At 55.4% G+C, this 13,047-nt stretch carries 15 protein-coding genes and 2 pseudogenes; 9 read left to right on the forward strand and 8 right to left on the reverse strand.

Going from position 1 to position 13,047, the window contains the following annotated elements:
- Positions 1 to 112: 112 nt before the first annotated feature.
- Both ACQ86N_RS16510 and ACQ86N_RS16515 read left to right on the forward strand, forming a co-directional pair.
- Positions 113 to 1,006 (forward strand): annotated as a pseudogene (locus tag ACQ86N_RS16510) (glycoside hydrolase family 97 N-terminal domain-containing protein); the annotation flags it as partial.
- Positions 995 to 2,293, forward strand: coding sequence for a glycoside hydrolase family 97 catalytic domain-containing protein (locus ACQ86N_RS16515; RefSeq protein WP_431217444.1), 1,299 nt, complete (start codon positions 995 to 997; stop codon positions 2,291 to 2,293). The pseudogene ACQ86N_RS16510 and the gene ACQ86N_RS16515, both read left to right, overlap by 12 nt.
- A gap of 22 nt (positions 2,294 to 2,315) precedes the next feature.
- On the opposite strand, the gene ACQ86N_RS16520 is transcribed toward ACQ86N_RS16515, so the two are convergent.
- Entirely contained in the window at positions 2,316 to 3,104 is a 789-nt protein-coding gene (locus ACQ86N_RS16520; protein WP_431216094.1) for an SDR family NAD(P)-dependent oxidoreductase, read from the reverse strand.
- A gap of 93 nt (positions 3,105 to 3,197) precedes the next feature.
- Positions 3,198 to 3,698, reverse strand: coding sequence for an SRPBCC family protein (locus tag ACQ86N_RS16525; protein ID WP_431216095.1), 501 nt, complete (start codon positions 3,696 to 3,698; stop codon positions 3,198 to 3,200).
- Positions 3,699 to 3,820: 122 nt separating this feature from the next.
- On the opposite strand from ACQ86N_RS16525, the pseudogene ACQ86N_RS16530 reads away from it, so the two are divergent.
- The 3 genes and pseudogenes from ACQ86N_RS16530 to ACQ86N_RS16540 all read left to right on the forward strand — a co-directional run.
- Positions 3,821 to 4,165 (forward strand): annotated as a pseudogene (locus tag ACQ86N_RS16530) (SDR family NAD(P)-dependent oxidoreductase); the annotation flags it as partial.
- Positions 4,166 to 4,253: 88 nt separating this feature from the next.
- Positions 4,254 to 4,538: an SDR family NAD(P)-dependent oxidoreductase gene (locus ACQ86N_RS16535; protein ID WP_431216096.1), complete on the forward strand. Its 285-nt coding sequence runs from the start codon at positions 4,254 to 4,256 to the stop codon at positions 4,536 to 4,538.
- A gap of 25 nt (positions 4,539 to 4,563) precedes the next feature.
- Positions 4,564 to 5,127: a GNAT family N-acetyltransferase gene (locus tag ACQ86N_RS16540; RefSeq protein WP_431216097.1), complete on the forward strand. Its 564-nt coding sequence runs from the start codon at positions 4,564 to 4,566 to the stop codon at positions 5,125 to 5,127.
- Positions 5,128 to 5,641: 514 nt separating this feature from the next.
- Here the strand turns inward: ACQ86N_RS16540 and ACQ86N_RS16545 are convergent.
- The 6 genes from ACQ86N_RS16545 to ACQ86N_RS16570 form a co-directional block, all read right to left on the reverse strand.
- Positions 5,642 to 6,724, reverse strand: coding sequence for a hypothetical protein (locus ACQ86N_RS16545; RefSeq protein ID WP_431216098.1), 1,083 nt, complete (start codon positions 6,722 to 6,724; stop codon positions 5,642 to 5,644).
- A gap of 99 nt (positions 6,725 to 6,823) precedes the next feature.
- Positions 6,824 to 7,255 (reverse strand): VOC family protein, encoded by a 432-nt coding sequence (locus ACQ86N_RS16550; protein WP_431216099.1) that lies wholly within the window; start codon positions 7,253 to 7,255, stop codon positions 6,824 to 6,826.
- A 314-nt stretch (positions 7,256 to 7,569) separates the two neighbouring features.
- A complete protein-coding gene (locus ACQ86N_RS16555) occupies positions 7,570 to 7,803 on the reverse strand; it encodes a hypothetical protein (protein ID WP_431216100.1) in 234 nt (77 codons plus the stop codon).
- An 85-nt stretch (positions 7,804 to 7,888) separates the two neighbouring features.
- Complete coding sequence (locus ACQ86N_RS16560; protein ID WP_431217445.1) at positions 7,889 to 8,587, reverse strand: metallophosphoesterase family protein; 699 nt, start codon at positions 8,585 to 8,587, stop codon at positions 7,889 to 7,891.
- Positions 8,588 to 8,743: 156 nt separating this feature from the next.
- Positions 8,744 to 9,103: an alpha/beta hydrolase gene (locus tag ACQ86N_RS16565; protein ID WP_431216101.1), complete on the reverse strand. Its 360-nt coding sequence runs from the start codon at positions 9,101 to 9,103 to the stop codon at positions 8,744 to 8,746.
- A complete protein-coding gene (locus ACQ86N_RS16570; protein ID WP_431216102.1) occupies positions 9,045 to 9,398 on the reverse strand; it encodes an alpha/beta hydrolase in 354 nt (117 codons plus the stop codon). Before ACQ86N_RS16570 ends, ACQ86N_RS16565 begins: the two co-directional genes overlap by 59 nt.
- A 384-nt stretch (positions 9,399 to 9,782) precedes the next feature.
- On the opposite strand from ACQ86N_RS16570, the gene ACQ86N_RS16575 reads away from it, so the two are divergent.
- The 4 genes from ACQ86N_RS16575 to ACQ86N_RS16590 all read left to right on the forward strand — a co-directional run bounded on the left by ACQ86N_RS16575 (position 9,783) and on the right by ACQ86N_RS16590 (position 13,034).
- On the forward strand, positions 9,783 to 10,790 hold the full coding sequence (locus ACQ86N_RS16575; protein WP_431216103.1) for a GlxA family transcriptional regulator: 1,008 nt from the start codon (positions 9,783 to 9,785) through the stop codon (positions 10,788 to 10,790).
- A 14-nt stretch (positions 10,791 to 10,804) separates the two neighbouring features.
- Positions 10,805 to 11,785: an alpha/beta hydrolase-fold protein gene (locus ACQ86N_RS16580; protein WP_431216104.1), complete on the forward strand. Its 981-nt coding sequence runs from the start codon at positions 10,805 to 10,807 to the stop codon at positions 11,783 to 11,785.
- 62 nt (positions 11,786 to 11,847) lie between these two features.
- Positions 11,848 to 12,147 (forward strand): hypothetical protein, encoded by a 300-nt coding sequence (locus ACQ86N_RS16585; RefSeq protein ID WP_431216105.1) that lies wholly within the window; start codon positions 11,848 to 11,850, stop codon positions 12,145 to 12,147.
- 68 nt (positions 12,148 to 12,215) lie between these two features.
- Positions 12,216 to 13,034, forward strand: a complete 819-nt coding sequence (locus ACQ86N_RS16590) for an alpha/beta hydrolase (RefSeq protein WP_431216106.1) — start codon at positions 12,216 to 12,218, stop codon at positions 13,032 to 13,034.
- Positions 13,035 to 13,047: the final 13 nt, after the last annotated feature.

The following is a 13,047-nucleotide window of genomic DNA, read 5'->3' on the forward strand; positions in this document are numbered from 1 at the left end:
GGCACAGACCCGATTGGAATTATTTAAGCGCCAGGTCGCTGAAAAATCAAAATTCCATCCTATGTTTGCGGGCAGATAAATGTGTATTTTATACACAACAAAACGATCGCTTATGTTAACACTTCTCGCGTTGCGGGTTTCCCGTATTCGTATCGCCGTCATCTCCCTGTCTGTATTCTTTGTTCTTTTTTCCTTCACGGCCCTCTCCCAGCAGCTGCTGTCGCCCAGCGGCAATTTCCGGATGGATTTTTCCGTGACCCGGGAAGGAATGCCCGTGTACCGGCTCTTTTATAAGGGCCGGGAGGTCATCCGGCCCAGCCGTCTCGGTCTGGCATTGAAAAATGACAGCTTTTCCCTTTATGACGGCTTCATTGTGGCAGACTCCGTCAGGGCTAGCCATGACGAGACCTGGAAGCCGGTCTGGGGAGAGGTAAAAGCCATCAGCAACCGGTACAATGAGCTTGCGATGGTCCTCAATCAGCCGCGCGCGCGTAGGAAGATCCTGATCCGGTTCAGGGCATTCGACGACGGCCTGGGGTTCAGGTATGAATTCCCGGCGCAGGACAACCTGGTCTATTTTGTGATCAGGAAGAGAAGACCCAGTTTGCGATGACGGGCGATCATACGGCGTTCTGGATACCTGGAGACTATGATACCCAGGGAATACGACTATACGACGTCGCGGCTCTCGGAGATAAGAAGCCTGCACGACCGCGCGGTAACGCCTAATGTGTCCCAGACCGCCTTTTCTCCGACGGGTGTGCAAACTTCCCTGATGATGAAGACCGACGACGGTCTCTACCTGAACATCCACGAAGCAGCGCTCCTCAACTACCCCTGCATGCATTTGAACCTCGACGACCACAACTTCGTATTCGAGTCCTGGCTTACGCCGGATGCGCGGGGTGACAAGGGCAATATCCAGGCCCCGTCCGTCACGCCGTGGCGGACCATCATCTGCAGCGACGACGCAAGGGATATCGTTGCCTCGAAGATGATTTACAATCTGAACGAACCCTCGCGGATAGCCGATACGTCCTGGATCAGGCCGATGAAATATATGGGCGTATGGTGGGAGATGATCACGGGAAGGTCTACCTGGGCGTATACGAACGACTTTACCTCCGTCATACTGGGGCAGACGGACTACCGGGACGCGAAGCCGAACGGACGGCACGGCGCGAATACGGCCAACGTGAAGAAATATATCGATTTCGCAGCCGACAATGGCTTTGACGGCGTACTGGTAGAGGGCTGGAATATCGGCTGGGAGGAGTGGTTCGGGAATATGAAAGAGCGCGTCTTCGATTTCGTTACGCCTTATCCGGACTTCGACGTCGCAGGTCTCTCCGAATACGCGAAGTCGAGACATATCCGGCTGATCATGCACCACGAGACCTCTGGTTCTCCGCGCAACTACGAACGCTGCCTTGACACCGCCTTTAAATTGATGAAGCGCTATGGCTATGACGCAGTGAAGACGGGATATGTCGGTAATATCATCCCTGCCGGGGAGAACCACTACAATCAATGGATGATCAATCACTATCAGTACGTAGTCGAAAAGGCCGCCTCCTACCATATCATGGTCAACGGTCATGAGGCGGTCAGACCGACGGGGCTGGCGCGTACCTGGCCGAATATGATCGGCAACGAAAGCGCCAGGGGCACCGAGTACCAGGCTTTCGGCGGGTCGAAGCCCAACCATGTGACGATACTTCCGTTCACCCGGCTGCTGGGAGGGCCGATGGACTATACGCCGGGCATTTTCGAAATGGACCTCAGCAAGATCAATCCGAATAATAATTCCCACGTCAACAGCACGATCGCCAACCAGCTTGCTCTGTACGTGACGATGTATAGCCCGCTGCAGATGGCTGCCGACCTGCCGGAGAATTACCAGCGCTTCGCCGACGCCTTTCAGTTCATAAAAGACGTCGCGGTGGACTGGGACGACAGCAAATACCTTGAGGCAGAGCCAGGCAAATACCTCACGGTGGCCCGCAATGCAAAAGGTTCCGGCAGCTGGTTTGTCGGCAGCGTGAATGGCGACTCGGTCCGGACATCGGAGATCGGGTTTTCTTTCCTGCCGCCCGGCCGTAAATATATTGCTACCATTTATGCCGACGCGCCTGGCGCACACTACCGGACCAACCCACAGGCCTATACGATCAGGAAAAGGGTCGTAACGTCCCGATCGCGGCTGCGCCAGTTGTGTGCGCCGGGCGGCGGCTATGCGATCAGCATTTTTACAGCGGATGCGGCCCGTCTGAAGGGAGTCAGGGCGTTATAGTTACCGCGAATGCGCTCAGGTCTCATACCACCATCCCCGCCGTGAGATTGAGGATGGTCCCCGTGATCGCACCTCCCTCGTCGGACCCCACAAATACGGCGGCGCCCGTCAGTTCGTCCAGCGTCGTCAGCTTCCTTCTGTGGGTCCTGCCGACCATCGCGGTATGAAAGTCTTCATAGCTCGTACCATGCGACCTCCCGTGTATGGAATAGACCTCGTCGATCAGCGGAGTCTCCGGCAACGCCGTCGTATGCAGACACACGGCCCGCACGCCATCCCGTCCATATTCCGCGGAGATCGAGCGGCAGAGCGCCTCGATAGCGGCCCAGGTCAGCGGCATGGCCCCGACAAAGGGCTGGCTGATCCTGCCTGGAGTAGGGGTGTGGGTGATGATAACGCCATTCCCCTGTTTCACCATCCTCCTGATCGCAGCCCTCGCGGTAATAAAATGCGACCGGGTATAGACAGTCAGCGGCAGCGAGAAACTATCCAGTGACAATTCGGTCAGCGGGATACCCTGAATACCCGTCTGAGGAATGCCGATCGCGTTGTAGGAGATATCGATCCTTGCCGCTTTCTTAATGACGGCGGCCATATGTTTTTCCACCGCTACCTCATCGAGGGCATCGACTTCGGCGGTTTCGATGGCTCCGCCAGCGGACCTTATTGCGTTGGCCACCGCCTCAAGTTTTGCCGCCGTTCTCCCGGTCAGAAAGACCAGCGCACCCTCGCGGGCAAACGCCTTAGCTATTGCTGTTCCTGTCGTTCCGTCGCCATAGACCACGGCGACCTTGTTTTCCAGTCTTTTCATTTTCTGTTTTTTTACAGAACAAAGCTAATCACCGCAGGCGTACCCGAAGGGGAGCGAACTGGACTTTATAACGGGGTGAAATGGACCGGCCGCCTACTGATACTGATTCGGCCAGGGCTGCCCCTTACCCGTTTCACACAGTCTCTTCAGACTTCTGAGAAACTGCCCCCATGTGAAACTGCACTCGGAAAACTGCGGCGTATACTCCTTCCAGCCATTGTGCTCGAAGATCACCAGCGTTCCATTTTCACTCTGCTGCTGTTCCAGCTGCCCGAGTAATTCCGGATGGTCATTCCCCAGCGTCGCCTTGTCGCCGGCCTCGAGGGTAAAAGAGATCGTCGTCCCGATCCATTCGTCGGCGCCCGCTATACATTCCCACTCAACCCGCGCGTTGTTCTTCAGTACCGTCACCTTCATCTCTTTGGCATACTCGAAGTCCGGGAAATTGAAAGGGAAACGGGCAATGCTGTTCACTTCCGCCCGGGCCGTTGCCGCAGGCGTCCACCAGCCCGCCAGCCCTTCCTGAGTGGTGAGCGCACGATATACCTTCTCCGCCGGCGCGGCGATCAATACATTCTGACGAATACTTTTCATGAGTTATTATTTTACTATAAAGGTAACCGGTCGGTTACGTATTGGGGCGGGGTCGCCCGGACAATTTGAAGGGGTGATTTGGACTTGTTGCCCTAACTTTCCAAAAAAATCAGACTATGAAAATGAAAGGCAACAAGATACTGATCACAGGTGGCGCATCCGGCATCGGCCTCGGGCTGACCGAAAGGTTCATTCAGGAGAACAATACGGTTATCGTCTGCGGCAGGCGGGAGTCGGTATTAAAAGAGTTGGCTGGCGCCCTGCCGTCCCTGATCACTCGGGTATGCGACGTATCGAAAAAGGAAGAACGCATCGACCTGTTCAGCTGGATAGCAAAAGAGCACCCGGACCTCAACGTACTCGTCAACAACGCGGGCATACAGAACTGGATGAATATCTCCGACAACGACTTTTTCGAAAAGGCGGAAGACGAGATCGCCATCAATATTTCGGCGCCGATGCACCTGACCAAGCTATTTCTTGGCCTGAAAACCCCGGGCGCCATCATGAACGTAACCTCCGGCACTGGCCTTCGTCCCCCTGTCGAAGGTGCCCGTGTACTGCGCGACGAAGGCCTTCCTGCGATCATTCACCCTTTCCCTGCGCCATATGCTGAAGGACTCGGGCGTGGAAGTGATCGAGATCATTCCGCCCGCGCTGAACACCGACCTTGGCGGCAAAGGCATCCACAGCGAATTCCCGCCGGTCAGCGAATTCGTGGAGTCGATATTCGCGCAACTGGCGGCCGGGAACAATGAGCTCACATTCGGCTTCAGCGAACCCCGGGCAAGGGCCAACAACGAGACCATCGCCGAATATTTTAACCGGATGAACCCATAGCGCCGAAATGGCGCAACCGAAGCCAATGATAAAGATCTGTACAAAGGAAGATATCGACGAATTGATCCGGGTTCTGTTACAATCCTACCGGGAGAACTACCTCTATTTGTGGTACGATGGCGGGGAGGCCTATATGCAGGCCAGCTTTGGCGCCGACCGGCTGACCGGCGAACTGGCCGATCCCAATGCCGTTTTCTTCATGGTTTACGACGGAACCCAACCCGTCGGAGTGATCAAGCTGAACATAGACAGCCCGCTATACAACTATCCTGCCGGCACGACCCTCGAACTCGAAAGAATATACTTTGTAAAAGAGGCGTCCGGAAAAGGACTGGGAACGGCGGCGATAAATTTCATTACAAACTTTGCACGGGAAAAGAACAAATCCATCATCTGGCTAAAAGCGATGGACAGCAGCGCGGCCGTCGGTTTTTATAAGAACAGGGGCTTCCGGATCACCGGCGAGACCTGGCTCTCTTACCCCGCCATGAAGGAGGAATACCGGCGAATGGTGATAATGGTCTTAGATCTTTCGGGCAGCAGCGAGCCCGGGTCGGGTGCAGCCGGCGGAGTCCGTGATACTCAGTAGCTGCCGGAAATATCTCCGGGCCTTTTCCCCGTCACCGGCTCCCAGTGCCGCCTGCCCCGCGCCGTAAAGTCCATTGTACCGGTTGGGGTGCTGCTGAAGATCCGCCTCATAGGCCTCCAGCGCTTTGCCCGGCATCTTCATTTCCAGCAGCATGTCCCCCAGCAGCTCCCGCGCCGGAAGGACTTCGCAGGGCGTGACCGGATGCTTCGTGGTCTTGTCCTCCATGTCGGCGGCCTGCTGCATCGACGCCAGCGCTTCCCTGGTCTTCCCCTCCTTCAGCGCTATCCACGCTTCTGACGTCCTGACCTGTATCAGCACCTGATTGGCCATATAGGCGTTCTTTTGTTTCGTCAGCGTGTCGTGCAGCGAGTTCAGCACCGCCAGCTCCGCTTTCGCAGAATCCAGTCGCCCGATATGCACAGAACCCATCAGCCTGGTGAAATGAAGGATCGCCGCCTCCCAGGGATAGTCCTTCCAGGGAAGATCCGCCGGCCAGATGCGCAGCTCCGCCGCATCACCCCAGAGCCTGTTTTCCAGCAGGTATCGCGAAGGGATAGCCGCATACGCATAGGCGACCTTGAAATTGAGGGGATGAACGTTCGTGATCGTCTTCAGGTAGTCCCACTTGTTCTTTGGCGTGCCGGTCATCTCCTTTTTGGAGGTAGGCATACACCAGATAGTCGAGGCCATGCAGCTCTTCGTCCCAGTGCCCTTTGATGCCCGCGGCCTCCGCATAGCATTTCGCCGAGGCGACGGATACCTGATTCGAATGGATGCATTCGTCCCATAGTCCGAGCCGGGTAAAAATATGAGAAGGCATATGCAGCGCATGCGCGGAAGAGGGGGCGACGGCGGCATATTTTCTCGCAGCCGGCAACGCCAGCTCCGCCAGTCCGGGATAGTCATAAGTGTGGATGATATAGTGTACGATCCCCGGATGGTTGGGTTCCTGCTGATAAAGCGCGGTCAGGATAGCCCCGGCCTTTCTTTGCTTCGCCAGTGTCTTGTCGGCCGGGTCGGCCGCAGCCGTCAGCGCCAGCGCATACAATACAGGCGCTTCCCTGTCGCCGGGATAGGCCGCATACAGCTTTTCCATCGCCTTTTCGAACCGCACACACCTCGTATGATGATCCAGCCTGTCCCAGTCCCCGTAGAACCCCGAAATGGCATCGATATAGTCCCGCTCTCTGGACGGCCCCCGCGCCAAAGCCCTGGCGATCGACAGCGCGTCGTTCCCCTTCTTCAACTCGGCCGCCGTCGGCGGCGCCCACAACGGATGAAAATTGCTCATCGCGACTCCCCAATAGGCCATAGCGCACCCCGGCTCCTTGTCGACGACCCGCGCAAAAACTTTCTCCGCCTCGTCGTACTCGAACGAATGCAGCAACGCCATACCCAGGTTAAAGTCCCCGGCCACATCCCGGCACGACGTCTCGAATACGACAGTGCCGAATTCCTTGTCCGGCGGCCCGCACGTGATCAGCTCACCCCGCAGGAGATGCAGATCGCCGATAGCCTGTTTCGTCGGGACCTTGTCCCGGCACGACAGCGAAAAGAACAACAAAACGACAGTCAACCTGAGAAACAGCTTTTTCATTTGCTTTGGGGGATTTCCGCCCCGATAAGTTACGAACTCTTCCCCGAATAGAAAAAGCCCCGAAGGACGGGGCCTGCATTTCATGAGAACTGACCGGACCTATTTCTGGTAATTGAACATCCACCGGATTCCGTACTTGTCCAGACAAGTTCCCCAGTAAGCACCCCAGAACATATCCTGCAACGGCATGACGTCCGAACCACCGCCCGAGAGCGCATTGAACAGCCGCTCGGTCTCCTCCTTGCTGTCGGGTTCGAGACAGATGGTCGTATTATTTCCTATTTTTAGTTTGTGACCCATGGACTCCAGCATATCCGTAGCCTGCAGGATGGTACCGCCGAGAATGGGTAGTGCGACATGCATCACGGCATTCTTCTCGTTGTCGGGCAGCGGCGGCATGCCCGGCTGGGGCGGTACATCGGACATCTTCATGACAGGACCTACGAATTCAGTTTTAAAAACGGATTTGTAGAAATTGAACGCCTCTTCGGTATTCCCCTGAAAATTCAGGTAAATGGACACTTTTGACATAATGGTTGGTTTTATTTGATGGTGTAAAACTGCGGTTTTTTTCAAGACCGTAGGGCGGCTGATCCGACAAGTTTGGGGGGATTGCGACAAACTGGAAGAATACCCAAAAGGGATCGCAGTTTTTCAGATCCGGAAAGACACCGGTATCCGGCAGATCGATTATTGATCACCAGTCAGGAAATGCGAAAGGGGGCTTGTTACAAGGCCCCCTTCTTATCTTTTCGGTCAGGCACCAGATCAGATAGCTCAACCTATAATGGAGTCACTTGTCAACAGAGAAGGACTAAGATCGAGCTCGTGAATAAAGAGTTCTTTTATCTCTTCAGTAGCGCCGTTATTTTGATCTTGTGTTCGGGGGGACAAGCCTTCATGATCTTATCTTTTTCACTGTCGGCAATACTCCTCGGCGTAATCCAGGCCTCGAGCCCCAGCTTATTTGCATTCTGGTCATAATTGTGGCGGATCTTGCCGTCTTCAAAAAAAGTATAGTCATTATCCAGGTCGCCTTTTGGTACCGATACTGTGACGATTTCTTTAGAGCCGTTCATAATAAAATGTTTTGCCGGGGTTATGCTAAAATCACCTGCCGTGACAGATAACGAAGTTACGAAGGTAAATATTTCATTGATTGATTCAGATGGATTTCCCGGTAAGATGCCGGATCAGATAGTTGCGGCCCGGATGTCCTATCCTCTTCAACTGGTCGACTACCGCAATCCGGTCATAATCGACTCTGTGATGATCTACAGTATAGCCTTTTTCTGTCGCAGTTAAGATAACATATCCGGCTTTCTTGTCCGGAGCCAGCGATAGGCTGACCGCACCGGGATTGACAAGATGGATGCCCTTCCACCGTCGATCCAATGGAAGATGAGTATGTCCCATACAAACAAGCCCGTCCTCGCAGCCGCCGAAAAGTTTTTCGATCTCCCCCTCCTTCATATCCGGTGCCACCCCTGTACCATCATCACGTCCTGGAGAGGCATGTACGCCGAGGAATGGGGTGCCGTCAGGCAACCCGACTCTTAATTCCAAAGGTAGAGCGACCAGGAATTCCATCCATCCGGCAGCCGTGACCATCCCCTGTGTCCAGGCAAAAGTACTGGCTACTTCTACGATCGAATCGACAAGCTCCGGATTCCGTTGCGCTTCTTCGACGGTCGGGGAGGGGCGGTCTCCAATGGTGACATAGCGATCGGTATTGCCGCGGATAAGCTGCAGACCGGGAAGTCCGGCCAGACGCTCCAGCACTCCGACAGGATCGGGCCCCAGCGCCACGAGGTCGCCCAGTATCCAGTATGCATCGGCTCCCCTTTTGCGGCAATATCCGATAGCACGGACTCGAGGGCTATTGTATTTCCATGAATATCGGACAACAGGGCAATTCTCATATTAGAACGAATGGCGTTAAAAAAGAAAGCCCCCAAAGTTAATACCTTGAGGGCAATCGCACCAGTCCGCAATTATCAATCCACAATTCCAGACCTCCTAAGCCAAACCCAGTTTGGGTTTCACCCACTCCACATACCTGCCGACGGCTTCTGTCGATTCCGGAGCCCGGCCCACGGCCATCTGGAAAGTGTGCTGCATTTCGGGGAAGATATCGATACGCACATCCACACCCGCCTGTCTCGCCCGCTCCGCCAGGACAGTGCTGTCGTCCAGCAGCAACTCGTCCCCTCCGACCTGGATATACAGCGGCGAAAGACCCTTCAGATCAGCGTACAGCGGATTGGCAAAAGGATCCCTGGGGTTACCCTGAGCACCCAGATACATGCCCGCAATGCCCTTAATCCATTCTTTCGTGAAGAGCGCGTCCTTGCCATGATTGTAGACCAGCGAGTCCATGACCAGCTTCCATATCATACCAGGGCGATATCGGCATCGCGGCCGCCGGCAGCGGCAGACCACGGTCACGCGCCGCCAGCATGGTCGTGACACAGAGATTGCCACCCGCGGAATCGCCGACAAAGGCAATATGCTTTGCCTTGATACCCTGGTCGAGCAGCCACGAATAACTCTTCACAGCGTCTTCCAGCTGGGCGGGATAGGGATGCTCGGGGGCAAGACGGTACTGTAAGATCAGGGCCCTGCAACCGATCGCCTTTGCGAAATGGGCGAAAAGTTTTCGGTGCGTATACACGGAGCCCGAAAAAGCCGCCGCCATGAAAACAAAGGAGCACCCGGTCCGCCGTGCACTTCTTCGGGACGACCCAAATGGCCGGTACACCGCCGGCGTCCACTTCGATATAATCCACACCCCCCGGCTCGGGAGTAAGGCCGCCCCAGCCTTCCCCGAAGTCCCGCGCGGCGTCGAGAGACGCATGATTGGGCGCCGCGGCCGAGGCGATCCGCCACCAATTGGCGACCGCGTCGATTGGTTTACTTACTGTTGTCATTGTTTTAGATTTTGTGCGACAAAATTGCCGCCGCAAACGGTCAAATAAAACTGGCATTTGTGACTTCTTAGGGGGTATTTGTGACAGGAATATGCGCTAAATTTGGTCGGATCAATACACGAAATGCCATGATGACTATTTCCCTGCTTATCCACGAGGACGTCTATACCTCTTCCATCGGCGGCGTGATCGACTTGCTCTACGGCACCAACCAGTACCTGCAGGAATTGGGACGTCCGGAGGCATTCCGGCTCGAGCTGGTAGGGGAGAGAGCAAAGAATATCCAGCTGGACGTCCCGGCCCAGTTCATCTGCTACACGACAATCGACAAGACAAGCCATTCCCAACTGGTGATCATCCCGGGATTCAAGGGAGATCTCGACGCAACCCTCCGCAAATATAGGGAGGTGGTCAACTGGATAGGGGAGATGCACCGCTGCGGCACGGAGATCGCCAGCATGTGCGTCGGCAGCTTCTTCCTTGCCGAGGCCGGCCTGCTCGACGGAAAGGCCGCAACATCCCACTGGTCCGCAGCCGGAGAGATGCAGCGTCGCTACCCCCGCATCACGGTTCAGACAGACCGGATCATCACGGATCAGGACGGAGTATACACCAGCGGCGGCGGCTTCTCGGCCCTCAAGCTGATCCTGTATTTTATCGAGAAGTTTTGCGGCAGGGAGACCGCCCTCGCCGTCAGCAAACGGTTCTCCATCGACATCGACTATAACAGCCAGGCGCATTTCGCCGTCTTTTCCGGCCAGCGCCAGCACGAGGACGAAGAGATCCTGAAATCCCAGTCCTATATCGAGGAACACTATGCCTCCGACCTTTCGATCGAAAAAGTGTCGGGCCTGTGCCACACGAGCAAGAGGAACTTTATCCGCCGTTTCAAGGCCGCCACCGATAACACCCCCATCGAATACCTGCAGCGGGTGCGGATCGAAGCAGCCAAGAAGATGCTCGAATCCGAAGACTGCTCCCTCGACGAGGTAATGGACCGAACGGGTTATGTGGACATCAAAACTTTCCGGCTGGTCTTCCGGCGCCTGACCGGACTCTCCCCAAGGGACTACCGTAAACGCTACTCGCGGAAAGCGCCCGCCGCACCATTGCTTTTGAATGCTGAGCCCAAATAGTTATCTTGCTCTCCATGAACAAGCTATTCAAAATTCTCGCATATATACTGGCGTCATTTCTCCTGGCCCCGGCCGCAAGGACGCAGCAGACCGCCGAAAAGATGGTGAGAGAGGTTAACTACCTCCTGTATCTTCCTCAGGGATACGCAAAAGACAGCACCCAAAAATGGCCGTTATTGCTATTTCTGCACGGCAGCGGGGAGAGAGGGGACGATCTGGAGAAGCTGAAAACACACGGCCCTCCCAAATTGATCGCGCAGGGACGGCAATACCCGTTTATCGTCGTCTCCCCACAGGCCCGGGAGGGCGGGGGATGGGACGCACAGCAGCTCTATGAGCTGCTGCAGGACTGCAAACACCGGTTCCGCGTCGACCCTGACAGGGTCTATCTCACGGGACTCAGTATGGGCGGATTCGGCACATGGGACCTCGCCCTGAAACATCCGGAGGAATTTGCGGCGATCATTCCCATCTGCGGGGGCGGTGACACGACCGACGCCTGGCGCCTGAGGAACATGCCCGTCTGGTGCTTTCACGGTGCAAAAGACAATACCGTCCCGATCATCCGGGACCAGCAAATGGTAGGAGCCGTCGGAAGATATAATCCTTCTGTAAAATTCACCGTCTACCCCGAAGCGGGTCACGACAGCTGGACAGTGACCTATAACAACGATAGCGTCTATACCTGGCTGCTGAGCAAAAAGAGATTCCAGTATAGTCAGACCCCCGTTTCCGCTTCCGTCCTCCGTTCCTACCCAGGCACGTACGCCAGCGCTGACAAAGACACGGTAGTCATACGTCTGCGGGGCGATTCCCTTTTCGCCGTGACGCGTCAGCACCCGGAAATATATTTAAAGGCGGCATCCCCAACAGTATTCTTTATTAAGGAGAACGAACCCATCGACCTCCGCTTCGACCACAATGCCGCCGGTAGACTGACGGGCTTCACCGTATTCGAACGCAACCGCAACCAGTACCGAAAGATCAAAAACTAGAGCTTTGTCGTCCGACCGGTCTTCAGAATATGCAGTCTCTCACCGAACCAATCTCACCAACCGTGTCCATCCATAAACTAATCACCAGCTTCAACAAATATCTCCCCCTCGACGATCCGGAAAAAGAAGACCTGAAGGAACGCGCGATCGAACGGAAGATCCGGCGCAGACAGCTGATCCTGTCAGAAGACGAAGTCTGCCGGCAGATCGTCAGCTCCACCGCCGAAGAAAGATACCTCGCCTTCCTGCGCCAGTATCCCGCGCTCTCGCAAAGACTACCCAACACCCAGATCGCGTCCTATCTTGGCATCACCCCCGAATTCCTGAGCAAGATCCGTAAGGACCTCTCACAGAGATCTTAAACTATCTTAGGCCCATTTATTAAACTACCTTATAAGTCGGATCCACGGCCGGACGCTAGTTTTGTGTCATGGAAAACAAAAACATTTTACAGAGAAGGAGCGACTACGAACAGAAGCCCCATCCCTACGAATACGCACCGATGGTGGACATAACACAGGAGACGATCGAAGGAGTCAGCTGTTACTGGTTTACTCCGGAAGACCCGTCCCAGGACCGGGTAATTATTTTCCTGCACGGCGGCGGCTTCGCCATGGGCTCGGTCAGGACACACGGGAAGATGGTGAGCCATTTTGCAACACACCTGAAAGCAAAGATCCTCTTTGTCGAGTACGCGCTGGCGCCCGAACATCCATTCCCCGCCGGTCGCAACGACGTGATAGCCGGATACCGGGAACTGATCACCCGCTACCCAATACATCGGATCAACCTCATCGGAGACAGCGCCGGCGCCAGCCTGATCGTTTCCGCCATCGGGGAGATCCAGAAAACACCCCTCCGATTACCTGATGCTGTCGTATTGATTTCTCCCTGGATCGACTTCGCCTGCGACTATCCGTCGATTGAAGGGAACGCCAGCCTCGATACCTCCATCGACAGGGACGCGCTGCAAGGGTTTGCCCGCGCCTACACGGGCAGCACACCTCTTGCACTTTCGAACCCGAAAAACGCTCCCCGCACCCAATTTCCTCCCGTACTCATCATGGTCGGGACCAACGAGATACTGCTGGACGACAGCAGACATTTTTACACCGAAATAGCGGCCATTCAGGCCAGGTCCAGGCTGAGCATCTATGAAGACCAACCCCATGTCTGGCCGAAGAAGGACATCCACAAGGAAGCCGCCCGGCGGGCACTGGCGGAGATCGCCGAATTCTTCGGGGCATAAGCCAAAAGCGATG

Origin of the sequence: Puia sp. P3 (assembly GCF_050632245.1) — a bacterium.
GTDB lineage: Bacteria > Bacteroidota > Bacteroidia > Chitinophagales > Chitinophagaceae > Puia.